Origin of the sequence: Stenotrophomonas nitritireducens (assembly GCF_001700965.1) — a bacterium.
Lineage (GTDB): Bacteria > Pseudomonadota > Gammaproteobacteria > Xanthomonadales > Xanthomonadaceae > Stenotrophomonas > Stenotrophomonas nitritireducens_A.
Map to the genome: position 1 here is coordinate 1,630,742 of NZ_CP016756.1, position 25,646 is coordinate 1,656,387.

Annotated in this window: 25 protein-coding genes; 10 read left to right on the forward strand and 15 right to left on the reverse strand. The window is 64.2% G+C overall.

Features of this window, described 5'->3' with window-relative positions:
- Window positions 1-210 precede the first annotated feature (210 nt).
- Genes gspM through gspE form a run of 9 tightly spaced genes read right to left on the reverse strand, consistent with a single transcriptional unit; the run spans window position 211 to window position 7,475 of the window.
- Window positions 211-726, reverse strand: a complete 516-nt coding sequence (gene gspM / locus BCV67_RS06905; protein WP_062167040.1) for a type II secretion system protein GspM — start codon at window positions 724-726, stop codon at window positions 211-213.
- Window positions 723-1,880, reverse strand: coding sequence for a type II secretion system protein GspL (gene gspL / locus BCV67_RS06910; RefSeq protein ID WP_062167043.1), 1,158 nt, complete (start codon window positions 1,878-1,880; stop codon window positions 723-725). Before gspL ends, gspM begins: the two co-directional genes overlap by 4 nt.
- Window positions 1,877-2,821 (reverse strand): type II secretion system minor pseudopilin GspK, encoded by a 945-nt coding sequence (gene gspK / locus BCV67_RS06915; protein ID WP_062167045.1) that lies wholly within the window; start codon window positions 2,819-2,821, stop codon window positions 1,877-1,879. Before gspK ends, gspL begins: the two co-directional genes overlap by 4 nt.
- Window positions 2,818-3,432, reverse strand: coding sequence for a type II secretion system minor pseudopilin GspJ (gspJ, locus tag BCV67_RS06920; protein WP_062167047.1), 615 nt, complete (start codon window positions 3,430-3,432; stop codon window positions 2,818-2,820). Before gspJ ends, gspK begins: the two co-directional genes overlap by 4 nt.
- Complete coding sequence (gene gspI / locus BCV67_RS06925) at window positions 3,429-3,791, reverse strand: type II secretion system minor pseudopilin GspI (protein WP_062167049.1); 363 nt, start codon at window positions 3,789-3,791, stop codon at window positions 3,429-3,431. The genes gspJ and gspI overlap by 4 nt, the downstream gene beginning before the upstream one ends.
- Window positions 3,788-4,294, reverse strand: a complete 507-nt coding sequence (gene gspH / locus BCV67_RS06930; protein WP_062167051.1) for a type II secretion system minor pseudopilin GspH — start codon at window positions 4,292-4,294, stop codon at window positions 3,788-3,790. Before gspH ends, gspI begins: the two co-directional genes overlap by 4 nt.
- A 2-nt stretch (window positions 4,295-4,296) precedes the next feature.
- On the reverse strand, window positions 4,297-4,725 hold the full coding sequence (gene gspG / locus BCV67_RS06935) for a type II secretion system major pseudopilin GspG (RefSeq protein WP_062167053.1): 429 nt from the start codon (window positions 4,723-4,725) through the stop codon (window positions 4,297-4,299).
- Window positions 4,726-4,732: 7 nt separating this feature from the next.
- Window positions 4,733-5,938 (reverse strand): type II secretion system inner membrane protein GspF, encoded by a 1,206-nt coding sequence (gspF, locus tag BCV67_RS06940; protein ID WP_062167055.1) that lies wholly within the window; start codon window positions 5,936-5,938, stop codon window positions 4,733-4,735.
- A 28-nt stretch (window positions 5,939-5,966) separates the two neighbouring features.
- Window positions 5,967-7,475 carry a type II secretion system ATPase GspE gene (gene gspE / locus BCV67_RS06945; protein WP_062167057.1) on the reverse strand — a complete coding sequence of 503 codons (1,509 nt, stop codon included), beginning with the start codon at window positions 7,473-7,475 and terminating at the stop codon, window positions 5,967-5,969.
- 320 nt (window positions 7,476-7,795) lie between these two features.
- Here gspE and BCV67_RS06950 point away from each other — a divergent pair, with 320 nt between their 5' ends.
- The 5 genes from BCV67_RS06950 to trxC all read left to right on the forward strand — a co-directional run bounded on the left by BCV67_RS06950 (window position 7,796) and on the right by trxC (window position 14,307).
- Window positions 7,796-8,260, forward strand: a complete 465-nt coding sequence (locus tag BCV67_RS06950; RefSeq protein ID WP_062167060.1) for a type II secretion system protein N — start codon at window positions 7,796-7,798, stop codon at window positions 8,258-8,260.
- Window positions 8,257-10,176 (forward strand): type II secretion system secretin GspD, encoded by a 1,920-nt coding sequence (gene gspD / locus BCV67_RS06955; protein WP_062167062.1) that lies wholly within the window; start codon window positions 8,257-8,259, stop codon window positions 10,174-10,176. The genes BCV67_RS06950 and gspD overlap by 4 nt, the downstream gene beginning before the upstream one ends.
- A 91-nt stretch (window positions 10,177-10,267) precedes the next feature.
- The gene (locus BCV67_RS06960) at window positions 10,268-13,174 is read left to right on the forward strand and encodes a M66 family metalloprotease (RefSeq protein WP_062167064.1); all 2,907 of its coding nucleotides are present in this window, start codon (window positions 10,268-10,270) and stop codon (window positions 13,172-13,174) included.
- 46 nt (window positions 13,175-13,220) lie between these two features.
- On the forward strand, window positions 13,221-13,775 hold the full coding sequence (locus BCV67_RS06965) for a type II secretion system protein N (RefSeq protein ID WP_062167066.1): 555 nt from the start codon (window positions 13,221-13,223) through the stop codon (window positions 13,773-13,775).
- A gap of 85 nt (window positions 13,776-13,860) precedes the next feature.
- Window positions 13,861-14,307, forward strand: coding sequence for a thioredoxin TrxC (gene trxC, locus BCV67_RS06970; protein ID WP_062171494.1), 447 nt, complete (start codon window positions 13,861-13,863; stop codon window positions 14,305-14,307).
- A 278-nt stretch (window positions 14,308-14,585) separates the two neighbouring features.
- Here trxC and groL read toward each other — a convergent pair whose 3' ends face one another.
- The gene (groL, locus tag BCV67_RS06975) at window positions 14,586-16,232 is read right to left on the reverse strand and encodes a chaperonin GroEL (protein WP_062167068.1); all 1,647 of its coding nucleotides are present in this window, start codon (window positions 16,230-16,232) and stop codon (window positions 14,586-14,588) included.
- A gap of 85 nt (window positions 16,233-16,317) precedes the next feature.
- Complete coding sequence (locus tag BCV67_RS06980; RefSeq protein ID WP_062167070.1) at window positions 16,318-16,605, reverse strand: co-chaperone GroES; 288 nt, start codon at window positions 16,603-16,605, stop codon at window positions 16,318-16,320.
- A 489-nt stretch (window positions 16,606-17,094) separates the two neighbouring features.
- Between BCV67_RS06980 and cutA the strand changes: the two genes are divergently transcribed.
- From cutA to BCV67_RS06995, 3 genes are read left to right on the forward strand one after another with little or no spacing between them, the layout of a single operon-like run.
- A complete protein-coding gene (gene cutA, locus BCV67_RS06985; protein ID WP_062167072.1) occupies window positions 17,095-17,418 on the forward strand; it encodes a divalent-cation tolerance protein CutA in 324 nt (107 codons plus the stop codon).
- 3 nt (window positions 17,419-17,421) lie between these two features.
- Complete coding sequence (locus BCV67_RS06990; protein WP_062167074.1) at window positions 17,422-19,782, forward strand: protein-disulfide reductase DsbD family protein; 2,361 nt, start codon at window positions 17,422-17,424, stop codon at window positions 19,780-19,782.
- Window positions 19,782-20,372: a TlpA family protein disulfide reductase gene (locus tag BCV67_RS06995; protein WP_062167076.1), complete on the forward strand. Its 591-nt coding sequence runs from the start codon at window positions 19,782-19,784 to the stop codon at window positions 20,370-20,372. The genes BCV67_RS06990 and BCV67_RS06995 overlap by 1 nt, the downstream gene beginning before the upstream one ends.
- A gap of 389 nt (window positions 20,373-20,761) precedes the next feature.
- Here BCV67_RS06995 and BCV67_RS19980 read toward each other — a convergent pair whose 3' ends face one another.
- The 3 genes from BCV67_RS19980 to BCV67_RS07005 all read right to left on the reverse strand — a co-directional run bounded on the left by BCV67_RS19980 (window position 20,762) and on the right by BCV67_RS07005 (window position 22,943).
- On the reverse strand, window positions 20,762-21,064 hold the full coding sequence (locus BCV67_RS19980; protein WP_156455780.1) for a hypothetical protein: 303 nt from the start codon (window positions 21,062-21,064) through the stop codon (window positions 20,762-20,764).
- Between the two features lie 173 nt (window positions 21,065-21,237).
- On the reverse strand, window positions 21,238-21,429 hold the full coding sequence (locus BCV67_RS19985) for a hypothetical protein (protein WP_057626798.1): 192 nt from the start codon (window positions 21,427-21,429) through the stop codon (window positions 21,238-21,240).
- 2 nt (window positions 21,430-21,431) lie between these two features.
- The gene (locus tag BCV67_RS07005; protein WP_062167078.1) at window positions 21,432-22,943 is read right to left on the reverse strand and encodes an FAD-dependent oxidoreductase; all 1,512 of its coding nucleotides are present in this window, start codon (window positions 22,941-22,943) and stop codon (window positions 21,432-21,434) included.
- Window positions 22,944-23,052: 109 nt separating this feature from the next.
- Between BCV67_RS07005 and BCV67_RS19990 the strand changes: the two genes are divergently transcribed.
- Both BCV67_RS19990 and BCV67_RS07015 read left to right on the forward strand, forming a co-directional pair.
- On the forward strand, window positions 23,053-23,976 hold the full coding sequence (locus BCV67_RS19990) for a LysR family transcriptional regulator (RefSeq protein WP_057626796.1): 924 nt from the start codon (window positions 23,053-23,055) through the stop codon (window positions 23,974-23,976).
- 253 nt (window positions 23,977-24,229) lie between these two features.
- Complete coding sequence (locus BCV67_RS07015) at window positions 24,230-24,514, forward strand: hypothetical protein (protein ID WP_156455782.1); 285 nt, start codon at window positions 24,230-24,232, stop codon at window positions 24,512-24,514.
- Between the two features lie 73 nt (window positions 24,515-24,587).
- Here BCV67_RS07015 and BCV67_RS07020 read toward each other — a convergent pair whose 3' ends face one another.
- Window positions 24,588-25,112 (reverse strand): hypothetical protein, encoded by a 525-nt coding sequence (locus tag BCV67_RS07020; RefSeq protein ID WP_065868067.1) that lies wholly within the window; start codon window positions 25,110-25,112, stop codon window positions 24,588-24,590.
- Window positions 25,113-25,646: the final 534 nt, after the last annotated feature.

The following is a 25,646-nucleotide window of genomic DNA, read 5'->3' on the forward strand; positions in this document are numbered from 1 at the left end:
TGAAAAAAGCCGCCAGGTTCGCTGGCGGCTTTTCGGGAATGCATCTGAAAGTTTCTTCAGGGTAAGCGCAGTCCTTCCTCCGCCAGCGGCTTGGGAAAGTAATACCAAAAATAAAAGCTGGCGCGGGCTGCGTTCATGGGAAGCATTGATAACACGGTTTTTTGTGCGATGCGACAGTTTCAGCGGCAACAGAGCGTGCCGTCGTCAGGTTCAGCTTGTAGGTGCGAGCAGCAGCACCTCGCCATTCCAGCTGGCATCCGGTTGCTGGGTGAGGCTCATCTCGGCCAGGCCCACACCCTTGCCCTGCAACGCCTGCAGCCATGCCAGCAAGGCAGCGGGCGGGCCTTCCACGGCCACCGCGATCCGCTGATCCGGACGTTGCTGCACCTGGCGCAGCGTCAGCCCCTGTTCGGCGGCCAACGCGGACAGCACGGCTGGCACCTGTGCGGCTTTCAACATCCCGCGCAGCTGCGCGCCGGCCACCAGGCGTGGTGCATTGGCGCGCAGATAGGCCTGCAGCTGTTGTTCGGCGGCGACATTTGCCCGGGCCTGCTGCAAGGCGGCGCGGCTTGGCTGCCACGCGCCGAACCACACCGCCAGCAGCACGGCGAAGGCCAGCAACGCCTGCAATGCGATGCGGTCACGGGGCGCAAGCGCCGCCCAGCGCGTGTCGATCAGATGACGCACGGCATTGCCCGCGCCGCTGCGTGAAGAGGTCATGTTCATTGTGTGGTGCTCAGGTTGAGTTGCATGCCGCCGTCATCCAGCAGCGAGGCTTTCAGTTGCAGCGGCTTGGCCCGCAGGCGCTGTTGCAGTGCTTCAAACGCGGCGGCGTCACCGCCCTGCAACTGCAATGACAACTCACCCGTGCCGGCCTGGAACTGCAAGCGCCGCACCTGCATGCCGGACTCGCCCGGCATCGCTTCGGCAACACTGGCCAGCAACGCATCCAGGCGCGCGCTGGATGCGCCCTGCTGCAGGCGCTGGTCGAACTGGGCCTTCAGATTGACGATGCGGTGTTCTTCCGGGAACAAGCCCTTGAAGATGGATTCATTGACTTGCCGGTAACCGGCCGCTTGTTGCTGCAGCAGCCAGATATGCGCGCCATCAAAGGCCAGCTGCGCCACCAGCACCGCCGCCAGCGCCCACGCTGCCGGCTTCCAGTGCCGCAGCTGCAGGCGCGATGCCGGTGCAAGGCTGCCCTGCGCAAGATTCAGCGCGTGTGGACTCTGCGCCACCATCCAGGCCGGCAGCGCGCCATCCAGCGGCTGCAGGCTGACATCGGCGGCAAGCGGCAATTGTGGCGTGACATCGCTGGCATGCACTACCCGGCAAGGTAGCGACAACCGTTCCAGTACCGCCGGCAGCTGCGCCGGCGTCAGCGCCAGGCGCAGCTCATCGGTTCCGGCCAACAGGCAACGCTGATTGTGCCAGCACAGCGTGGGGACATCGTTGGGTAGCAGGTCCGCATCCACATGGATCGCGCTGACCTGTGCGCCCTTGCCGCGCAGGCACTGCAACCAACCCTCCAGCAGGCTGCGGTTGATCGCAACCACGCGTTGGCGGCCATCGCTCAAGGTTTCACCCAGCGCCAGATGCAGGTCTTCCACATCCTCGGCCAACAAGGGCTCCACCGCATACGGCAATGCCTTGCGCTGCCAGTGCGCATTGCCTGCCGGCAGGTTCACCGCGCAGCTGGCCACATGTTCAACTGGCACGATCAAGGCAATGGCGCGGCCCTTGAGTCTTGCCAGGGCATCGACCAAGGGCAGCCGTGCGGTCTGCTGGCCATCGCTCCAGGTCACCTGCAGGTCGTCATCCAGGTGCGCGCTGCACCAGGCGGGCAGGAACAGGCATGGCAATGCCGACGGCGACTTCATCGATCTTTCTCCGGAAAAACAGGGGGGACCAGCTGGCGTGCGACCACCTGGGCGGTGCCTGCATCGCGATACAGCACGCTGAGCAGCCGCAGCCGCCGCTCACCGATGGCGACTTCGCTGCTGGCCTGGAACCAGTTGCTGCGCACCGCCAAACCATTCCTGGCGACTTGCCGGCGTTGCAGCAATGGCTGCGCGAGCAGGCCATCAACGCTGGCAAAGCCCGAACCCCCACGCGCTTCGGCTAGCCGCCGGCCATCGGCCAGTGCCAGCCCATCGGCAAGGCTGGCCAGCACCCAGGGGTCGGCGGTATTGAGATTGAGCGTGGCGTTGGCAGGCAATGCAGTGACATGCGGCAACAGCCGCTGATAGGCGGCCTCATCGAACCCTGCAAGCAGGCGCAGCTCGCTGACATCGGTGAGTGCGCGCCGCGCGGCGCAGTAGTTCGGTTCGCGGCGCTGGTAGCTGCGCTCGGCCTGCAGGCGGAGCGCATCCGGGGCCAGCGCCGGGGCGATCCACGCCACCGGTTGCCACGCCAGTTGCGGATCCAGCCGCAACAACACCAACAGCCGTTGCAGGCGGGCGAAGGCATCGGCATCCACCTGCCCGCCCTGGACCACGCTGTTGAGATTGAAACGCCCACTCAGGTCCTCGATGGACAGGCTCAGGCCGCCGCCGTCCAGCGGATACAGCGGCAACGGCTGCGCCCAGGTTTCGGCGAGATGATCACTGGCCGTGCCCTGGCGCAGATCGGCTGCCAGCAGTGCGATCGCCAGCTGTTCACCGCCGCGTGCGTACTGCCAGGCCTGCCGCGCATGCAGCTGGTTGGCGGTGCCGCGGATCGACAACTGCTGGCGGGTGACCAGTGCCGCGCAGACGGTGGCGGCCAGCGCCACCACCAGCAGCACGGTGATCAACGCAACCCCGTGTTGGAAGCGTTTCATGATGACCGCCCTGCCGGCAGCCCATCGGGCAGCAACAGCACGCGCCGCAGCACGCCAAAGCGGGTGTGTTCGATGCGCAGTTCCAGCGCGCGCGGCAGCGGCTGCGCGCCGTCGCCCTGCCACTGCGCACGCCACACGCCTTGCCGGTCGAGGTAACGCCACTGCACGGCGCTGACATCCTGCAGTGCCACCTGGTGCTGCGCGGCGGCGGCGTCGGCACGGTCCAGCACTGGCCAGTATTCGCGGGCCAGCACGGTGCCCTCGTGGCGCCAACGCACGCGTTGCAGCTGCGCGCGCGGTGCGGCCAGCGGATTGCTCCAGCCGGCACGTGTCCATTGCAGGCCCTGCCCGTCCGGATCGCTCCAGAACGCGGGTTCCTCGTTGCCATCGGCATCCAGTACCGGGCGTTCCAGCGCCTGTTCGACATCCCGCTCAAGGCTGCTCATGGCGCGTACCAGTTGGCGCAGCTGCAGCTCCTGCTGACGGGCCTGCGCATCCACGCGCACTGCGCTGAGCAGCAGGCGATGGCTGGCAATACCAACCAGGGCGAAGATCGCCACGGCGACCAGCAGTTCCAGCAAGGTGAAACCGGCAATGGCGCTGCGCTTCACCGGCTGACTCCAACGAAACCGCTCAGGCTGACCCCGCCATCCTCGCCGGCGGCATCGCTTACCCGTATCCGCACCAGTCGCAGTTGCGGCTCGGCGGTGGCCTGGATATCGCGTTCCACCTTCCAGCGACGTGCGCCCTGCTCGACGGTGTCCTCGCTGATGCCCGGGGCTGCGACGCCCTGCAACTGCAGCTCGGCCAGCGTGGTATCAGCCAACCACCCGGCCAACGCACGGTTCTCCAGCGCGCGCGCATTACGAACGTGTCGCTGCAGGGTGGCATGCACCATGGCGGCGACCACCGCCAGTATCGCCAGCGCCACCATCACTTCGAGCAGGGTGAACCCGCGCGTCTGCTTCATGGTGCTGACACCTGCTGCACCTGCAGCTCGCTCATGCCATCGCTGTCGATCCGGTAAACCAGGCCATGCCGGCTCGTATCCTTGATGCTGGCGCTGAACGGCGTCCACTGCGCCGAAGACGACAGCACGATCTGCGGCGCCGCGTCGGCATCCGGGCGTGCGCTCAGCGCGACCGGTGCGCCTTCCAGCAGCAGCGTCACCTCCAGGTTCTGCGGCAGCTGGCGTGGTGCCCAGCCTGGCTGCACAATCCAGCGTCCTGCGCGGTTATCGTAGGCGCGCATCTCATACCCGTGCATGCCGAGGCGGATGCCGTACTCACGGTTGTCCAGCACCGCTTCATCGGCAAGCAGGCGCACTACCGCCGCCATCCGCTCGGTCTCTTCGCGCAGCGCATAGCCATCGCCACGCGCGGTGGCGACCAGCTCCACCGCCGCTGCCAGCACGCCGACGATCACCACGACCACCAGCACTTCAACCAGGGTGAAGCCGCGCGCCCGCACCACCGTCAAAGGTCCCGGCTGTCCAGGTCCGCGTCCAGTCCCTGCCCGCCTTCGCGGCCATCGGCGCCATGGCTCCACAGGTCGTAGGCGCCCTTGCTGCCCGGCGCCAGGTACAGATACGGGTTGCCCCAAGGATCAACCGGCATGCGCGCCAGATAGCCTTCCGGGTTCCAGTTGTCGGCGCCGGTTGGCGGCCGCTGCACCAGCGCTTCCAGGCCCTGTTGAGTGTCCGGATAGCTGCGGTTGTCGAGCCGGTACATCTCCAATGCAGAAGCAATCGCCTTCAGGTCGCCACGCGCGACGGTGACCTTGGCCTGGTCCGGCCGGCCCATCACCTTGGGCACCACCAGCGCGGCGAGAATGCCGATGATCACCACCACCACCATGATCTCGATCAGGGTGAAGCCGCCCTGGCGTCTTGCAATTGCACTCATAACCGTTTCAACCCACTAGTTGGTTCAAGGACATGATCGGCAGCAGGATGGCCAGCACGATCAACAACACCACCACGCCCATCAGCACCAGCATGAAGGGCTCGAACAAGCCGACCAGCAGGGCGATGCGCGCGGCCAGATCGGTTTCCTGGTTGCGCGCGGCACGGGCCAGCATCGCGTCCAGCTCGCCGGATTTCTCGCCTGCCGCAACCATGTGCAGCAGCATCGGCGGCAGCGGCGTGTGCTGTTCCAGCGCACGGGTCAGGCTGCCGCCTTCGCGCACCACCAGCTCGGACTGCAGCAGGCCGGCCTTGATGCATTGGTTGCCCACTACCTGGGCGGCGATGCGCAGTGCTTCCACCAAGGGCACGCCGCTGCGCGCCAGAATGGCCAGGGTGGACGCGAAGCGGGCACTGTCCAGATCCCGCAGCAGCAGGCCGAACAGGGGCAGTTTCAGCAACGCGGTATCCCAGCGCAGGCGGTTGGCGGGTTGCTGCAGCGCGCGCCACAGCAGCACTGCGGAGATGACCAGCAGCGGCAGCAGCCACGGCCCCCACTGGGTGACCGCGTTGCTGGTAGCCACCAGCGCGCGGGTAAGCCAGGGCAGCGCCTGGCCGGAGTCGACGAAGACGTCGATCACATCCGGCACCACATAGCCGAGCAGAAAGCCGACGATCAGGCTCGCAACCACCAGCAAGATCAGCGGGTAGAGCAAGGCCAGCTGGATCCGCTGACGCGATTGCTGGCGTTGTTCGGTGTAGTCGGCCAGCTGCTCCAGCACTACGCCCAGATGGCCGCGCTCACCGGCAGCAACCATGCTGCGGTAGATCGTGGGAAACGCACGCGGATACGCGGCGAGCGCTGCAGCCAGCCCATGTCCTTCCAGAATCCTGCCGCGCACCGCCAGCAAAGTCGCGCGTATGCGCGGTTTGCTGGTCTGTGCGGCCACCGCGCGCAAAGCTTCTTCCACCGGCAAGGCAGCCTGCACCAGCGTGGCCAGCTGCCGGGTCAGCAGGGCCAGCTCGCTGCTGCCGATACGGCCACCGCCGGTGGCCGTGGTGCCGCCATCACGCGCAGCGGCCGCATCCACCTGCACCGGCGCAAGATTGCGCTCACGCAGCTGTTGCCGCGCCTGGCGGGCACTGTCTGCCTCCAGCACGCCTTTGTGCCTGCGGCCGTCAGCCGACAGTGCCAGGTATTCGAACGCCGCCATCAGCGCCCCCTCTGTTGCGGGTGCAGGCTCACAGGTCGCGCCCAACCCGCAGTACTTCTTCCAGCGTGGTCACGCCGTCGAGCACCTTGGCGCGGCCATCGTCCAGCATCGATGGCCCCTGCCGGCGCGCCTGCGCCAGCAGCTCGGCTTCGCCGGCACCGGCATGCACAAGCGCACGCAGCTCGGGGCCGAACTCGACCAGCTCGTAGATGCCGGTACGGCCGCGATAGCCCTGGCCGTTGCAGTGCTCACAGCCGACCGGGCGGAACAGCAGCGGCCGCTGCCAGGGCTCCATTTCCAACTGCGCACATTCGGCGGTGGAGGCCGGCGTCACCACCCGGCACTTGGGGCACAGCCGGCGTACCAGCCGCTGTGCCAGCACGCCAAGCAGCGAGGAGGACAGCAGGAACGACTCCACGCCCATGTCCAGCAGGCGGGTGACCGCACCCACCGCGCTGTTGGTATGCAGCGTGGACAGCAGCAGATGGCCAGTAAGCGAGGCCTGCACGGCGATGCGTGCGGTTTCGTTGTCACGGATCTCGCCGACCATCAATACATCCGGATCCTGCCGCAGGATGGCGCGCAGGCCACGCGCGAAGGTCATCTCGATGCGGCTGTTGACCTGGGTCTGGCCGACGCCATCGAGGTGGTACTCAATGGGATCTTCGACGGTGAGGATGTTGCGCTGGCGGTTGTTGATCGCACGCAGCCCCGCATACAACGTGGTGCTCTTGCCGGCACCGGTGGGGCCGGTGACCAGCACGATGCCGTGCGGGCGGCACAGCATGGCCTGCATTACACCGACATCGCGCACGCGCATGCCCAGGTGCTGCAACGACAATTTGCCGGACTGCTTGTCCAGCAGTCGCAGCACCACGCGCTCGCCATTGGCCGCCGGCAAGGTAGAGACACGGATGTCCACCTCGCGCCCGCCCACGCGCACCGAAATGCGGCCATCCTGCGGCAATCTTTTTTCGGCGATATCCAGCCGCGCCATCACCTTGATGCGCGATACCAGCAAGGCCGCCAGCTCGCGGCGTGGCTCCACCACGTCGCGCAGGATGCCATCCACGCGGAAGCGCACCACCAGCCTGCGTTCAAAGGTTTCGATATGGATATCGGATGCGCTTTCGGCCAATGCCTCGCCAAGCAGGGCGTTGATCAGGCGGATGATGGGGGCATCGTCCTGCTGGTCCAGCAGGTCTTCGACCTGTTCCAGGCCTTCCACCAGGCTGGCCAGATCCATGCTCTCGCCAAGCTCGTCGGCCATGCTCATGGCACTGCCGGAATCCTGCTGGTAGGCCTGCTGCAGCAGCTGCTCGAACATCTCGTCCGCCACCGTGTGCTGCACCAATGGCCGCCCGGCGATGCGTTGCGCTTCGGCCAACGCGCTCATCGTGGCATCGGCGCGGCACACCATCCGTGCATCGGCATCATCAAGCAGCACACCGTGCCGGCGTGCAAACGCGAACGGCAGGCGCGCCACAGGCACGCCGCCAGCAGCAGCCAGCGTTGCCGGGAGCTCCGTTTCAACCATCGATCACTGAAGGTGACATCGCTGCACGGAGCGATGTCACACTTTCCCCCTGAAGATTTGTGCCGGAAAAATGCCACGTTCTAGTCAGAAAGGCGTGATTGCACGGTCGCTTTCCAGATGTCTGTCACAAATTTGCAGCTGTTTGCATCGCGCTGTCTTACGTACGCCGCTAGAGTACCGGCTTCGCAAAATCTGACATTGCGAATACAGGGGAAAACCAGAAACCTTGGCGCTACGTTGCCTGAAAAGTGCAGCGAGCTTCCCCCTGTGCGCGCAGATTTTGCCAAGGCGGCTATGCCAGGGGAGATGCCGTAACACCGATGTTCCAGTTCGATACTTCCAACCTGCTGCCCAGAACCATCACGATCCTCGTCACGCTTTGCGGCGTTGCCGCCCTGTCATGGCAGGCGCGCCAGCTCTATCTGCAGATGAGCCAGCTGCCGGCCAGCGCCAGTGCGGCCCCCGTGCGCATGCCCAGCCTGTCGCCGCAGATGCTGCAACGGCTGTTCGGCAGCGCCCCCGTTGCCAGCGCCGCCGACCTGCAGGGCGCGCAGCTGCAGGGCTGCATCGTCGCGGCCGATCCACTGCAATCGCAGGCATTGATCCACATCGAAGGCCAGGGTGCGGTCAACGTGTACACCGGCGAGGAATTCCTGCCCGGCGTGGTGCTGCAGCAGGTTGCGCATGACCATGTGCTGTTCAGCCGCAATGGCGGCAGCGGCAGGCTCGATTTCCCCAGCGCGCCCAGCGGCACCGGCGAGTTGGCTGCAGGCGTCGCCGAATGATCACCTTCCCTGCGCGCATTGCGCTGCACCGCTTCGTGTTGCTGGCCACGCTGCTGCTTGCGCCATTGGCTATCAGGGCCGCGCCGGCCAGCGATGCCCCACAGCAATGGAGCATCAACATGAAGGACACGGACATCCGCGACTTCATTGGTGCGGTGGCCAACATCACCGGCGACACCTTGATCATCGACCCGCGTGTCACCGGTGAAGTCAGCGTCACCACCCAGGAGCCGATGAGTCTTCCGGAAGTGCGGCGCCTGTTCCTTTCGGTGATGACGATCCACGGCTTTGCGGTGATCGAGGAAGACACCCAGACCCGCGTGGTTCCCAATGACGAGGCGCACGTGTTTGCCGATGGCCGCGGCCGTGGCCCGGATGCGATCGAAACCCGCGTGCTCACGGTGCAGCACAACGTCGCCACCGAGCTGCTGCCGATGCTGCGCCCGCTGGTGCCGGCCAATGCGCACCTGGCCGCGGTGCCCACCTCCAATTCGCTGATCATCAGCGACCGGCGCGGCAACATCGCCCGCATCGAGGCACTGCTGCGGCAGCTGGATGCGCCCAAGCTGCATGGCCATGCCGACTACGAAGTGCGGTTCGCCAGCGTGGAGAACCTGCAGAAGCTGCTGCAGGCCAGCCTTGGCGCGACCAGCGCAGGCGCGGCCACCAAGGTACTGGCCGACACCCGCACCAACCGCCTGCTGATCTTCGGCCCGGAACAGGCCCGCCAGCGATTGCTGGAGCTGGCGCGCTCGCTGGACGTGGATGCACCACGTTCCACCACCACTCAGGTGATCCGCCTGCAGCACGGTGATGCCAAACAGATGGCGCAGACCCTGGGCGCGATCGGCGATTCGATCAAGCAGGAGGGCGATGACAAGCAGACCCAGACCGGCACCCTCATCCGCGCCGATGAAAGCCTCAATGCAGTCGTCATCCACGCCAAGCCCGAAATGCTGCAGGTACTGACCGACATCGTCCGGCAGCTGGACATCCCGCGCTCGCAGGTATTGGTGGAAGCGGCCATCGTCGAGATCTCCGGCGACATCGAAGACGCACTCGGCGTGCAGTGGGCGCTGGATGGCGGCTCGCGCAGCAATGGCGTGGGTGGGGTCAACTACAACAACACCGGGCTGTCGATCGGCACCCTGCTCAGCTCGCTGGCCGCCGGCACACCGCCGACATCGCTGCCGTCCGGCGCCATTCTCGGCATCGGCAACAGTAACTTCGGTGCGCTGGTGACGGCGCTGTCGACCAACTCCAAGAACAACCTGCTGTCCACGCCGACCCTGCTGACCCTGGACCACGAACCGGCGGAGATTCTGGTCGGCCAGAACGTGCCATTCCAGACCGGTTCGTATACCACCACCGGCGATGGCACCAGCAATCCGTTCACCACCATCCAGCGCCAGGACATCGGCGTGACCTTGAAGGTGACGCCACACATCAACCAGGGCGGCACGCTGCGGCTGGAGATCGAACAGGAGATCTCTTCGCTGGCGGCAACGCCCAGCGGCATCACCCTGTCAGATGTGATCACCAACAAGCGCTCGATCAAGAGCACCATCCTGGCCAACGATGGGCAGGTGATCGTGCTCGGCGGCCTGATCCAGGATGACGTCACCCATACCCGCGCCAGCGTGCCCTTGCTCGGCAGCATCCCCGGCCTGGGCAGGTTGTTCAGCTCCACCAGCGACACCCGGGTCAAACGCAACCTGATGGTGTTCCTGCGCCCGACCGTGATCCTGGGCCAGAGCGCGGCCAGCGACATGAGCGAACGCAAATATCTGGATCTTCGCGAAGCGCCCAGCGCGCGCGGCAAGTACGCCAATCCTTTACCTCCCTCGCCCGCACAGCTGTTCGATCGCAGCCAGGGAGCTTCTGAACGCGGCAGCGCGCGGACACCCGACCGCTGACACGTTCATCCATGGGCAGCACCGCAACCGGTTGGGGCCGGGGCGTGCTGTCCAGTTTCACCGCAATGGTTCAAAACAAGGGGAAAACTACTTGAACAACGCAATCAACCTGCGTGCGCTCGCGCTGGCATTGAGCATGGTAATGCTCGCATCCTGCGACAAAAGTGACGCACCAACCGACAAGAACAATGGCGGCAGCACCGGTGGCGATACGTCCACGCCGGTGGTGCCAGGCCCGCCCACCGGGGGCGGCGACAGCGACGGCAACGGCGACACCGGCTTCGGCGACGACATCGACGTCGGCGGCTCGGGCGGCGATGGTGATGGCACCGAAAACGGCGGCCAGGAAGGTGGCGGCGGAAGTGGCGAAGGTGGCAATGTCGACCCACCGGTGCCGCCGGTTCCGACAACGCCCGAACCCACCCCCACGCCGACCGATCCGTACCCGGAGCCGACCTCGGCGCGCTACGACGAAGTGGACCTCAAGGGCTTCTACGACATCGATGCCAGCGGCGCGGTGCGCGCGGTACGCAATGATCTGGTCGGCTCGCTGCCGGCGATGATCCAGTTCGGCCAGAGCCACACGGTCGACCCCAGCGGCAATGAAGCCAAGAACATGCCGCGCCTGACCACCGAGCGCGAAGCGCTGCTGCTGGTCACCCCGGATCCCTCGCTGAAGGATATCGACGCACTCAATGTGACGGTCTCGGTGGATGGCACGGTGATGGGCACCGCGACACTGCTGCATCCCAATTCCATGTACCGCTCGGACTACAACAACACCGACGGTCGCCCCGACTACAACTATTCCCGCCGCGCCTGGACCATGCGCCTGCCGTGGGATTGGGTGAAGCCGGGCATGAGCCTGGACATCACCGACGACAAGGCACGCAGTGGCAGCCTTGCCGCCGACAAGATTGATTTCGGTGCGCCGGCCGAATTGGTGGTGCACAACATCCGACTGGGCATGCTCACCGACCCGCCGGCCGAGAGCGATGCGTTCTGGCTGCTGAAAAACCCCGAACAGGGCGCCGCGGATTACTTCCAGACCATCCCGGCTGCACGCATGACCGTGGCCTATTACGAGCCGATGAAGCTGGGCAAGGTGATGGTCGCCAACGGCACCATCTACGACACCGCCAGTACCGGTGAAGGTGGCGTCTATGCCGGTGACATGCGCGAGAACACCGGCAAGTCCACGGTCAGCGTCGGCATCAACCTGGCCAACTTCGGCGCTACCGCGTCCGGCATGGCCGGGCAGTCACAGCCGCAGTGGTTCCAGAACGTGGTGGCGCACCACGCCGTCGGCATGTACAGCAACGGCAAGCAGAGCCATGGCCTGAGCGGCGGCAACGGCATGCTGACGCTGTACTCCACCAGCGGCAATGAATTCAGCCACGAGATCGGCCATCACTACGGGCTGGGCCACTATCCGGGCCAATCCGGCGACAACTACTTCCTGTCCGGCCACCACCACGACAGCGGCTGGGGCTATATCGCCTACCGCAAGCGCATGCGTGCCAACTTCCATTGGCGGCAGGCCAAGAACGGCGCCCTGAACGGCATGCCGATCTATGACGACACCTACAGCTTTGCCGCCGACGCCATGGCCGGCGGTGGTTTCTCCAGCGCACTGTCGCGCTACACCCACTACACCGGCTACAGCACCAAGATCGCGATCCAGCCGCGCCTGAACAAGCCGGTGCCCTCGCAGAGCTCGGTCACCGGCTACCTCGGCTGGAATGCCACTACCCGCAGAATGGAACCGGTGACCGGCAAGGTGCCGACCAACAAGGAGTTGTTCTTCAATTCGCCGGACGGCAATTACCTCAAGCCACGGCTGGTGGGGGCACCGGTGTTCACCGTTCTCGGCGGTTACGACCCCAGCACCGGCAAGGCCCTGCTGTACCCGGCGTTCCGTGGCAACTGGGGCAATGTGTTCGACCTGCCGACGCCGATCGACAACGCCAGCACCCGCCAATGCTGGTTGCAGGTGAGCTTTGCCGGTGGCAGCAGCAAGCGTATTGCAGTAGCCCCCACCGTGCTGCAGACCAACTCGGTCAACAAGCTGCATATCAACCTGGCCCAGGCCGACAACCCGCAGCAGGCCAGCCTGCAATGCCAGGAACCCGGGGCTGCCGCCAGTACGCTGGCAACGATGAGCTTCCCGCAGAACCTGGCACCGATGAAGGCGCCGGTGGTGGTCGGCAAGGAGGCCGGTTACAGCGCCCTACGTGCGGTGGAAATGCCGGAGCTGGACCAGTTGTTGGTCGCAGCCGGTGGCAAGCCGCTGGTCAACCTCGGTGGCCGCGGCAACCTGTTGTATGCCAGCTGGGGCAACAACCCCACCGGCCTGTCCGCCGAGGCCAAGCAGGTGCGTGATGCCTACATCGCCCAGGAGAACAAGGCCACCCGCCTCAACCGCTGGATGAACCGCTACCGCAGTGATCTGCAGGGCAGCAACAACACCGCCGCGGTGAATGCACTCAAGGCCTTGCTGGACACGTTGGGCCTGCGCCAGACGCCACTGCTGCCGGCCGCGCAGCCGATGCTGGTCACCAACAGCAAGCATTGCCTGAAGACCGAGCAGGTGGATGGCAAGCCTGCGGTCTACATCGCCGATGCCAGCACCTGCACCGGTGCCGACAACGAGCTGTGGATGGCCGACCTGCGCGGCGCCATCCACAGTGCGGCCAACCCTGCGCTGTGCCTGGCCGGCAACGGTGGCAACAACGGCGCGGTGACCTTGACCACCTGTGATCGCACCCTGGATGCGCAGATGTTCGACCTGAGCGCGCTGCCGAAGATCGGCCGCAACAACAGCTGCCTCGATCTGTCCGGCGGCTTCCTCACCAACGGCCGCGGCAAGCTGATCACCTACTCGTGCACCAACGGCGTCAACCAGCGCTGGAACGGGCTCAGCGCCAACGACAACGCGCTGCTGACGCTGCTCAGCCCCAACAACCTGGTTGTGCTGCGCGGCTTGAACATCCCGTAATCCGCAACTGCCCGGGGCCTCGTGCCCCGGGCTATCCATCCGCCAAATGAAGCCACCCATTCCTGCCCTGCCGCTGCTCACCTGGTTCGCCATCGTGGCGTGCTGCAGCCAAGGCAATACCGCCATCGCGCAACAGCCTGATGCCGCGGGGCAACGCCCGCCGCTGTACGCCGCCAGCGCCAGCCCGCCACTGCGCCTGCTGGCCACCTTCGTGCACCCACAGGCCGAGCGCTCGCTGGCGGTGGTGCAACCGACCGGCTCGGCATCGCAAACACTGCATATCGGCCAGGACATAGCCACTGGACTGCGCGTACACGCCATCGCCCGCGACCATATCGTGCTCGCCCGTGGCACCCAGTTGTCGACTCTGCGCCTGCTCGGCCAGGGCGCGGCCCGCAGGCAACCAGCGCGCGTACCCACCGCAACCGCCACAGCTGCAGCCAAGGCAGAACCCTCACCCACATCCTCCGGCGCTGCGCTGCTGCGTGCCGACTCGATCGAAACCGTACGCGCGGCCTGCGGCAACCCCGCGATGATGGCCGCCCTGCCCGACGCGCAGAAGGCTGAGCTGGGCGCATTGGGATTGTGTAATCCATCCTGATCCACAGTGGCCAACGCCCATGCGATGGAAGATTCAGCACCGCAGCGCATACTGTTGGCTGGTCCCGCGTCCGATGATCATCCCGATGAGCGACACCACCGCCGAACTGCTGCAGATTGCCTGCCCGCATTGCAATGCGATCAACCGTGTCCCGGCCGATCGTCTGTCCCAGGGGCCGTCCTGCGGCCGCTGTCACCAGGCCTTGTTCAACGCCACGCCAATTGCATTGAACGCCGCCGGCTTCGACGCGCATTCCAGCCGCTCACAGATTCCTTTGCTGGTGGATTTCTGGGCCAGCTGGTGCCGGCCCTGTCTGCAGATGGCACCGGAGTTCGCCAAGGCCGCCGTGCAACTGGAACCACAGCTGCGCCTGGGCAAACTGGACACCGAGGCAGAGCCGGCCATCGCCACCCGCTATGACATCCGCAGCATTCCCACGATGGTGCTGATCAAGGGTGGCCGCGAGATAGCCCGGCAGTCCGGCGCAATGCCCGCCAGCAGCATCGTGCAGTGGGCGCGCACCCACCTGTAGTGCCGAGCCATGCTCGGCAGCGGCCTCCCCAGCAATGCATCAGCCTGTAGGAACGGCACTGTAGTGCCGAGCCATGCTCGGCAGAAGCCTTCCCAGCAATACATCCGCCTGGGTAGGAGCCGCGCAAGGCGCGAAACCGACACCGTTTGACAGGCCCCAAAAGCACCCCTCCCCAACCCTCCCCTTGCCTGCGGCAAAGGGAGGGAGCAAGGCAAAACAAAACCCCGCCTTGCGGCGGGGTTTTGTGTACTACAAGCAGCGGTGAGGCTGCGGCGGACTTAGAAGTCCATGCCGCCCATGCCACCCATACCGCCCATTCCGCCGGCGCCCATGGCCGGCTCGTCCTTCTTCGGAGCTTCGGCAACCATGGCTTCGGTGGTGATCATCAGGCCAGCGATCGAGGCTGCATTCTGCAGCGCCGAACGGGTCACCTTGGTCGGGTCCAGGATGCCGAATTCGAGCATGTCGCCGAACTCGCCGGAAGCGGCGTTGTAGCCGAAGCTGCCGGTGCCTTCCTTGACGCGGTTGACGATGACCGACGGCTCTTCACCGGCGTTGGCAACGATTTCGCGCAGCGGCGCTTCCATCGCGCGCAGGGCGATCTGGATGCCGTGGTTCTGGTCTTCGTTGTTGCCCTTCAGGCCTGCCAGTGCGGTGACAGCGCGCACCAGGGCGACGCCGCCGCCCGGGACCACGCCTTCTTCGACGGCTGCGCGGGTAGCGTGCAGGGCGTCGTCAACGCGGTCCTTCTTTTCCTTCATTTCGATTTCGGTCGATGCACCGACCTTGATCACGGCAACGCCGCCGGCCAGCTTGGCAACGCGTTCCTGCAGCTTCTCGCGATCGTAGTCCGAAGAGGTCTCTTCGATCTGGGTCTTGATCTGCTTGACGCGCGATTCGATGGCAGCGGTATCGCCGGCGCCGTCGATGACGGTGGTGTTTTCCTTGGAAACCTGCACCTTCTTGGCGCGGCCCAGGTCCTTGATGGTGGCCTTTTCCAGCGACAGGCCAACTTCTTCGGAGATCACGGTGCCGCCGGTCAGCACAGCCATGTCTTCCAGCATCGCCTTGCGACGGTCGCCGAAGCCCGGTGCCTTGACGGCCACGACCTTGACGATGCCACGGATGGTGTTGACCACCAGGGTAGCCAGCGCTTCGCCTTCGATGTCTTCGGCGATGATCAGCAGCGGCTTGCCTGCCTTGGCGACGCCTTCCAGCACCGGCAGCAGATCACGCACGTTGGAGATCTTCTTGTCGTGCAGCAGGATGAACGGGTCGTCCAGGTCAGCGGTCTGCGACTGCTGGTTGTTGATAAAGTACGGCGACAGGTAGCCACGGTCGAACTGCATGCCTTCGACGACATCCAGCTCGTTTTCCAGGCCCGAACCTTCCTCAACGGTGATCACGCCTTCCTTGCCGACCTTCTTCATCGCTTCGGCGATGATGTTGCCGATCGACTCGTCCGAGTTGGCCGAGATGGTGCCGACCTGGGCGATGGCCTTGTCGTCAGCGGTGGGCTTGGAGATGTTCTTCAGCTCGGCGACGGCGGCGATGACGGCCTTGTCGATACCGCGCTTGAGGTCCATCGGGTTCATGCCAGCAGCAACAGCCTTGGCGCCTTCGCGGATCAGGGCCTGGGCCAGCACGGTGGCGGTGGTGGTGCCGTCGCCAGCGTCGTCATTGGTGCGCGAAGCAACTTCCTTCACCATCTGCGCACCCATGTTCTCGAACTTGTCAGCCAGTTCGATTTCCTTGGCAACGGACACGCCGTCCTTGGTGATGGTCGGGGCGCCGAAGCTCTTCTCGAGCACGACGTTGCGGCCCTTCGGGCCCAGGGTTGCCTTGACGGCATTGGCGAGAACGTTGACGCCGCGCACCATGCGCGAACGAGCGTCTTCACCGAAACGAATATCCTTGGCAGCCATTGCGATTACCTCTGAAGTAGAGCCGAGCGATGCCCGGCTGCTTTTATCGGGAAAGGGGATTTACAGGAACAGGCAGCGCGGCAGCTCAGCCGATGACGGCAAGCACGTCGTCTTCGCGCAGCACCTTGTACTCGACGCCTTCGGCCTTGTAGGACGAACCGGCGTACTGGCCGTAGATGACCTTGTCGCCAACCTTCAGCGACGGGGCGCGCACCGAACCGTTGTCCAGCGGCTTGCCCGGGCCCACGGCCACGACTTCACCCTTGGTGGACTTTTCCTTGGCCGAATCCGGGATCAGGATGCCGCCGGCGGAAACTTCGTCGGCTTCGATCGGCTTGACCACAACGCGGTCGTGAAGCGGCTTGATGCTCATGAAAGACCTCTTAAGTAATTGATTGGCCTGAAATTCCGGCGACACCAGCGGTAAAACCCAGGGGATGCCGGCATCACGCGTAAAAAGACCCGTCACAACGGGCTTGTCTGGGAGATGGGGCTGGCTGGGGGCCTTTCAAGGGCCGGCCGGCAAATTGATTGGCGCAGTTGCCGCGGGCCCAGCCGCACGCAGAGAGCCTTTGCAACCACACACCTTCCGTCCTGTGGTCACCACCGCCGGCGATGGAGGCGTATGCGAACGGAACGGCCTTGGCGCCCACATTTCTGCTGCTTGCCCGATGCAGCCGTGCACGGCTGAGCCAATTTGCAACGGGGGCATCGTCGACAACAACCTGGTCGTACAAACGTCAGCATCTCTTCTCGGATGAGCGAACGCCGAAAACGTGACTGATCGCAAGTTACAATTGATGACAACGATGTCAACACTTCCAACTGAAAGTGCCACAAGCGCTTCTGCGACAATGGCCGGATGGACGTAAGACTGGTCTTCTGCACCTGCCCTGACAGCAAAAGCGCGCAGGCGCTGGCTCACCATCTGGTGGGGCAGCGTCTGGCTGCCTGTGTGAACTTGTTGCCCGCCATGCGGTCTGTGTACCGCTGGCAGGGGCAGATTGAACAAGCTGAAGAGATTCAGCTCGTTATCAAGACCTGCGTTGATCGGTTGGATGCCTTGAGCGCCGCGATCAGGCTGCACCACCCCTATGAATTGCCGGAGATCGTGGCGATCTCCCCCAGCGCCGGCTTGCCGGCGTATCTGGACTGGATCCGGGCACAGACCCGGGAGGAAACATAATTAATGATGCTGTTGCGACAAATTGCCGCCTTCTGCCTGCTTTCACTCGCCGCCCTGCCGGCGCTGGCCATCAGTGAAAAAGATCTGCTTCCGGTTGACCAGGCTTTCGCCCTGCGCGTCGAAGCCTCCAGCCGTGATCGCATCGAACTGCGCTGGGACATCGCCCCGGGTTATTACCTTTACCACCACCGCACCAGCGCCAAGGCTGGCCCCGGCTTCACCGCCGGCGCGCTGCAGATGCCGCAGGGCGAGAAAAAGCACGACGAATTCTTCGGCGACGTGGAGACCTACCACCGCCAGCTGCGTTCGGTGTTGCCGGGCACCGCCGATGCCGGCGCCACCAGCGTCACCCTCGAAGTCCGCTACCAGGGCTGTGCCGATGCAGGCGTGTGCTATCCGCCGCAGAAACGCACCATTGAAGTGAAGCTGCCCGCCGCTGGCGGAAGCGCGCCAGCCACCGTGGCGGCGGCTCCGGCGGCGGCACCACTGTTCAACCCGCTGGCCGGCAATGCCGGTGGCGGCCTCAACCTGCCCGGCACCGCCGCCGTGCAGGGCTTGCCGCTGCCGTCGGAAAAGGCGTTCGGCTTCGAGGCCATTGTCGACAATGGCAACCGCCTGCTGCTGCGGTTCTCGCCGGCACCGGGCTATTACCTGTACCGCGATCGCACTTCGCTGGCGCTGGAAGGCGCCGATGGCGTGCGCGCTGGCCGCCCGCAATGGCCGGCCGGCAAGCCCTACCGCGACGAACACTTCGGCAACGTGGTGGTCTACTTCGACCAGGTCGACGTGCCGCTGCCGCTGCGCCGCGACAAGCCCGATGCCACGCCGGCCACCCTGGTGGTCACCTTCCAGGGCTGCCAGACCGACGGTATCTGCTATCCGCCGATGACTCGCCGGGTGCGGCTGTCGTTGCCGGCCGGCAAGGTTTCGCAGAAGGACAAGGAAGAACTGGCGGTCGCCCCGCTGGTGATCCCACCGCTGGCTGCCGGCAAGAAGGGCGAGATGACGCCGATGCCGCTGATCGACCCGGCCAACCCACCGGCACCGCAGCCGTTGGTGGTGCGCCCGGCAGCCGAAGCCGCCAGCCTGGCCGAAGCCGCACCCGATGCCTCTGCCGACAATACCCGTCGCAGCCAGCCACCGGCAGAGACTGCAGGTAACGGCTCGCTGCTGTGGGTACTGCTGCTGGCCCTGGCCGGCGGCCTGATCCTGAACCTGATGCCCTGCGTGTTGCCGGTGCTGTCGCTGAAGGTGCTGGGCGTGGCGCAGAGCGGCGAAAGCCGCCAGCACGCACGCAACCATGCACTCTGGTACACGGCCGGCGTACTGGTTGCATTCACCGTGATCGGCGCCCTGGTGCTCGCACTGCGCGCTGCCGGCCAGGCAGCCGGCTGGGGCTTCCAGCTGCAGCATCCGTGGTTCATCGCCGCGCTGGTGTATCTGATGTTCGTGGTGGGCCTGAGCCTGTCCGGGGTGTTCACCCTGGGCGGCAACGGTGGCCAGCTTGGCCAGAAACTCGCCAGCCGCAGCGGCCCCAGCGGAGATTTCTTCACCGGCGTGCTGGCCTGCGTGGTTGCCAGCCCCTGCATTGCCCCGTTCATGGGCCCGGCCCTGGCCTATGCCTTCACTGCACCGCCTGCGCTGGCGATGCTGGTGTTCCTGGCACTTGGCCTGGGCCTGGCGCTGCCGTTCCTGCTTATCGGTTTCGTGCCGGCATTGGCCAAGCGTCTGCCCAAGCCGGGTGCATGGATGGAAACCTTCAAGCATGTGATGGCCTTCCCGATGTACCTCACCGCCATCTGGCTGTTGTGGGTGCTGGGCAAACAGCGTGGCATCGACGCCATGGGATTGATGCTGGCCGGCATGGCACTGCTGGCATTGGGCCTGTGGTGGTTCGAGCGCAGCCGCTGGCACAGCCGCACGCTGGGCATGGTGATCGGTGCGGTGATCGCGTTGCTGGCACTGGTACCGGTGTGGGGCGTGACCCGCCTGCCGCCCCCGGCAGCCGCCGTCGCCAGCGAAGGCACGGTGGCGTACTCGCCGCAGATGCTCGACCGCCTGCGTGCCGACAACCGCGTGGTGTTCGTCAACATGACCGCCGACTGGTGCGTCACCTGCAAGGCCAACGAACGCAACGTGCTGGACCGCGACAAGTTCCGCGACACGCTCAAGCGGGTCAACGCGGTCTACATGCGCGGTGACTGGACCAATGTCGATCCGCAGATCAGCGCTTTCCTGGACCAGCACAAGGCCGTGGGCGTTCCGCTGTACGTGGTTTACGGCCCGGGTACGCCGCCGCGTGTGTTGCCAACCGTGCTGACCCAGTCCATCGCTGAAGAAGCGCTGCTGCGCGCGGCGCGCTGATGCGGCGCGCCGTGTGGTGGGTGGCAGGCATTGCCGCAGCGGCCGGGTTATCGGCGGGCGCATGGCTGAGCCGCCCAACCCCACCGCCACTGGCTTCAATGAGCGCACCAGCCAAGCCGCTGAAATCAGCGACGCCGGTGCGGGGCGTGCAGATAGGCGAGCTGATGCCCGCCTTCACCCTGCCCGACCTCGATGGCATGCCGGTGCAGTTCCCGGATCGCTTCAAAGGCAAGCCGCTGCTGATCAATGTTTGGGCCAGCTGGTGTGCGCCCTGCATCGAGGAAATGCCGGAGCTGGCGCGCTTTGCCGCGCGTCATGCCGACGCTGGCCCGCAGGTGGTTGGCCTGGCGCTGGATACGCCCGAGGCGGTGCTGGATTTTCTCGGCAACGTGCCGGTGTATTACCCGATCGTGATCGAGACACCGGGGCCGAATGACGCCAGCGTCAAACTCGGCAATTCGCAGGGCTTGCTGCCTTACAGCGTGCTGGTTGATGCGCAGGGGCGCGTGCTCAAGCAGAAGCTGGGGCCGTTCAAGGCCGGCGAGATTGATGCCTGGGTGGCGGATGTGGATTCACCTGCGGCGGAGTGAATGCCTGGACTCTGGATGCACCGTCAAGGCAAGGCGCTTCGCAGGTGGGGTTTGAATTCGCGCGAAAGGCCAAGTGCTCCCCTCGTCCATCCCTTCGCTCCAGCTCGCTCCGCACCCAGCCCGGCGTAGCACGCGGGGCGTACGGACAGGCATGAGCCTAGGGCTAGCAAATGCCTGTTCTTGACCCCGTCTGCAGGAGGGAGGAACGCACTCCACTTACGCTCAGCTGCAACTGACGCTTTGCTTGCTTTGCGCGGCTTTGCACTTCACGGCTCGGCTTGGCTTTGCTTCGCTTGACTCTGTTCTGCTTCGCTTGGCTCTGCTCTGCTTCGTTTGGCTCGGCCCTGCTTCGCTTTGCTTTGCTCGGTTTTGCTCGGTTTTACTCGGTTTTACTCGGTTTTACTCGGTTTTGCTCGGTTTTGCTTGGCTTTGCTTGGCTTTGCTTGGCTTTGCTTGGCTTTGCTTGGCTTTGCTTTGCTTTGCTTTGCTTTGCTTGGCTTTGCTTGGCTTTGCTTGGCTTTGCTTGGCTTTGCTTGGCTTTGCTTGGCTTGGCTTGGCTTGGCTTTGCTTTGCTTTGCTTTGCTTTGCTTGGCAATACCTTCTCCCGCCTGCGGGAGAAGGTGCCCCGAAGGGGCGGATGAGGGGGCTCTTGCTCCTGGCTCCTGCAATGCCGCCTGCAGGAAAAACTGCACGGCGCTTCGCACCGCCCCCTCACCCCAACCCCTCTCCCGCGAGCGGGAGAGGGGCTTCAAGCAAACTGCGCGGCGCTTCGCACCTCACCCTCTCCCCAACCCCTCTCCCGGTGGGAGAAGGGCTTCAAGCAGCAGCTCGACTCGGCTCGGCTCGACGCTGCACAGCGCTTGGCTTACTTCTTGAACAACAACGCCAACACGCTCGGGCGCAGTGCCAGCTTCATCATCTGCCGGAACTCGGCCGGCGTCAGGCTGGTCTTGCACGGCAACATGCCGGCGACACCGTCCATCACCAGCAAGCCGTCCTCGGCCTTCACATCATTGATGCGCACGTCCAGCTTCATCGCAGGGGTTGCAACCTTCATGCTCAGCCCTCCCAGTTGCCAAGACCAACGATTTCACGGCCTGCAGCGCGGCCGGAAATCATCGCTTCGGTCAGGTACGAACCGTTCTGGTACAGGTCGGAGAACATCGAGCCCATCTCACCGGCTTCGTACAGGCGCGGGATGTGCTTGCCATCGTGGTCCAGCACTTCGGACTTGATGTTGCGGCGCGCACCACCGCCGGTGCAGACGATCACCGGGTCCACGCGCATGCCATAGAACGGTGCCTGCGCGATCGGGAACAAGGTGTCCGGGTTGCGACCGAAGTCCGCATCATTCTTCGCCGCACATGCCGCGTTGTAATGTTCCACTTCGGCGCGCAGCTTGGCCGGGTCGCGGTTGATCTTCACTGCGAGTTCTTCCAGCGTGTCGGCCTTCTGGATCCAGCCCTTCTCCACTTCCACCGAGTTGTCGTCGGACCACTTGTAGCCACGCACCACCGGGTTCCAGCTCATCACCTCCACCACCAGCTTGTTGTACTGGCAGGTGATGGCATCAAAGATCATGTGCACCGGCTGCGCACGGTAATGCGGGGTGTCCACCCAATGGCCGTGCTTCTTTTCCTTGTAATGGGTGAGCTGCAACTCGGCAGTTTCGTTGTAGAAGCGCTCGGTGTTCGCATCCACTTCAATCCAGCTGAAGCTCTGCCAGAAGAAGTTGCGCAGGAAGCCGTTGACGAAACCTTCCGGCTTGAAGCCCGGCCAGATACCACCGGACTGGCCCTGGTTGCGCATATGCCACAAATCGGCACCGGCCTTCTGCAGGATCTTGATGCCGTCGCCGGTGTTGTGCGGCGTACCCAGCGGCGCCGGATTGGCCAGGCCGAAATAATTGCGCTGCATGTCCAGGTTGGCTTCAAAGCCACCGGTGGCCATCACCACGCCCTTGTTGGCACGGATGGCCACGCGCTGGCCGTTCTGCTCGGCGATGACGCCGAACACTTCCAGCGTGTCCGGGTCCTGCACCAGATCCTTGAGCGGCGACTCATAGGCGATCTGGATGCGCGGGCGCAGGCGGATGTTCTCGCGGAAGGCCAGGTACACGCCAGACGGAATCGGCAGGATGGTGGCGGTGCAATGCACCGCTTCGCGCGCGCCGAACTCCGGGAACTCCAGCACCGCATCGCGCTCGGAGAAACCGGTGCCATGGATGAACTGCGCCCCGGCCTGGGCCGCACGTTCCTGGATCCACGGTTCCAGCGCTTCCATCGCCTCGGACCACGGCACCAGCATGTCTTCCGGGATCGGGTTGGCCACGCTCATCTTGCGCTGGTACTCGGCCAGCACCTTGGCGTTCTTGGTGATCAGCAGCGACTGACCGGCCACGCGGCTATTACCGCCGGTCTCGGCCTCGTTGGCCTTCTCCAGGATGAGGATGGACAGGTTCGGGTCCAGGTCGTGCGCCTCGATGGCGGCACACATGGCCGCCAGGCCAAAGCCGGCGATGACGAGGTCGTACTGCTGGTCCCACTGTTTGACGGCGTTGCGACTGGCCATGGTTCCCCTCCCGGGAGATTGCGATCAGCCGACTATCAGCGCCCCGCCCCGGCAACCGCCAACCAATTCGCGTACGATCCACAACCATCGGTTGTTACCGCGTGCCGCCATGGATCTCCGCCAGCTCCGCTACTTCCTGTCCGTGGTCGAACACGGCAGCTTCACCCGCGCCGCCGCGGCCACCGGCCGCACCCAGCAGGCCCTCAGCAAGGGCATCCAGGCGCTGGAGCAGCAGCTGGGCGCGCGCCTGTTCGAGCGCGGCAGCCGCGAAGCCCGGCTTACCGATGTCGGCCGCCTGCTGATGGAGCATGCCCAGCCCGCCCACGACGCCGTGCGCCGCTTCGAGGACCGCCTGCAGGAACTGCAGACCGGTGCCGAGGGCCAGGTCCGCATCGGCACCGGCCCGAGCACGGCCGGCTCGCTGGTGGCGCCGGCGGTACTGGCGCTGCGCCGGCACTGGCCGAAGATCGGCATCCACGTCAGCGGCGGCATCCTGCCCGAACTGCTGCCCAACCTGCTGGCCCGCGAACTGGATGCGGTGGTCACCCTGCACACCTTCGGCGACGGCGACCCGGACCCGCGCATCAAGAGCGAAGTGCTGATGCACGACGAGTACCGCGTACTCGCCAGCGTGCGCCACCCGCTGGCGCGGCAACGCGATATCAGCCCGGCGCAACTGCTGGAACAGGCCTGGATCTTCGGCCGGCGCCTGGGTGCGGTGGAAGCCGCGTTCCGCCAACGCTTCCATGAGGCCGGCCTGGAACCACCGCTCAACACCATGGAAAGCGGCTCACCGGAATTCATGCGCGCGATGATCCGCGACGGCGGCTACCTCACCTTGTTGCCCAGCCGTTTGGCGCAGGCCGAGTTGCTCGCCGGACATTGGGTGAAGCTGGATGCACCCGGGTTTGCCTGGCAACGGCCGGTGATGGTCTACACCCGTGATGGCGAACCGCAGAGCGCGCCGCTCGCGCGTTTTCTGCAGGCGTTGAGGAATGCGGCGGAGTTGGCGCGGACTCGGGAAGTGGAGTGAATGCCTCGCGATAGTCCCCCCAACTGCTGAAATCTTGTTACATAGCAAGAATGCAGGTCCAAATCCATATCGCTGTTTATACGCGATCTTTTGCTCGAGACGCCCGGCGCGTTGAGTGCATGCGCGCCCGCTTGCAACTCATTGATATTTGCAGCCAACACATTTATTCCAACCGCAGCTGAAAACCGACATACTCGCCGCTACGCCGCTATTGGGCGGTCGAATAGGCGATAGCGCCCATAAGGAGATACCAGTGGAACAAGACGTAGAAGCGGATCGGATAACCAACGAAGTCTTCCGAAAGTATAGGATCCTCGGGAGAGGAAGACCCCCGGTCATCAGTGTAGCGTTGCTTATGGCGGCATATCCTATCTCACTTATGCTCGGCTTCAACAGCTTCGTCGCGTACTTAGGCGTTGCAATAACGCTCATTGCAGCTTTTATAGTCATCTACGTGTACTTCGGCCATCGCGCACAGCGTGAGATTTCCGAGATACTGGTAAAGCGTGCCATGGATCGACTCAAAGGTGGGCGCTAACAATTCATTCAAGCCGACGCTGCTTTACCGCGCGGCTTAATCCAGGCGTTAGGCGGCGGAGAAAGAAGCCGCATCAGACCCATGCGTCCGGTCGCTCTCTCTTGATCAGTACAGCCACCAAGTCGATCGTTTCAGAGCAATGGCGCAAAAACGCACCATCTACTTGTACAAGTGGCGCAAGTTCTGACACATTCCCCTCATTAAAGAATTCATCTTCCGCCCGAACACGAAAGGGCAGTTCATTCCTGCGGGCCAAGAGATCCTTGTGGCTGCGACCCTTACCATGCTTCAGAACGTTTACTGCAAGCTGCACGTCCCTAAACCTTGTGAAGAGATCTGGATCTTTTGCTTCTTCTATTATCTTCAAGGCTTCTTGAAAGCCGTCCCTGCATTCCAATGTATCCTGGAGCGCAGCATCAAACATGGAGACCATTCCAACTGTCACTATGGCCCCTTGCAACTCTACCGCCTGTAATGACTTAAGTAGGGCGGTAGTACCGCGTTCTTGCAACTCTGCAAGCGCGCATGCTCGATTACCCTCAAGTAGGCCGTCAGTGAGCGCAGCGCAGCGTGTAGCCAGTTCGGAAAATGGGTGCATGGTTGCAATCCTAGCCGCCACCTAACAATTCGTTCAAGCCGAACCCGCATCGTAGCGGCGCCAGCGCGCCTAGGTTAGGCTAGTACGCAGTCGCCGCCCCGCTACGGGTTGGCCTAACTCAGGCGTTAGCACTCAAGAGCGAGGAAACTATGCCAGTTGTGCTATGTAAAGCGCCCACCTCAAAGGGGCAGCCCTGTAGCGGCTATCAAGGCGTTGGCTTAGGCGGTTATTGCCTCAGCCACTACAATAAACTTGATGAGAAGTCGCGCGCCCGCCTAGATGCAAGCACTTCGCTTACCAATATTGGTAAAGCGGCCATTATTATTGCGACGGGCGAAGGTGTTATAGGCGCAATTGAACGAATTATCTCCGTTGTTGGGCCATTCCTTTCTTACTCGGAGGCCCGGAATTTTCATGTATTGCTTCATGAGTCAGATATCTATCGCAGAGAACGTTCATACCGCTCGCTAAAGTCATCGTTCAATCGCACGCCACTAGCCCTTTTAGATTGAGTGCTAGCAATTCATTCAAGCC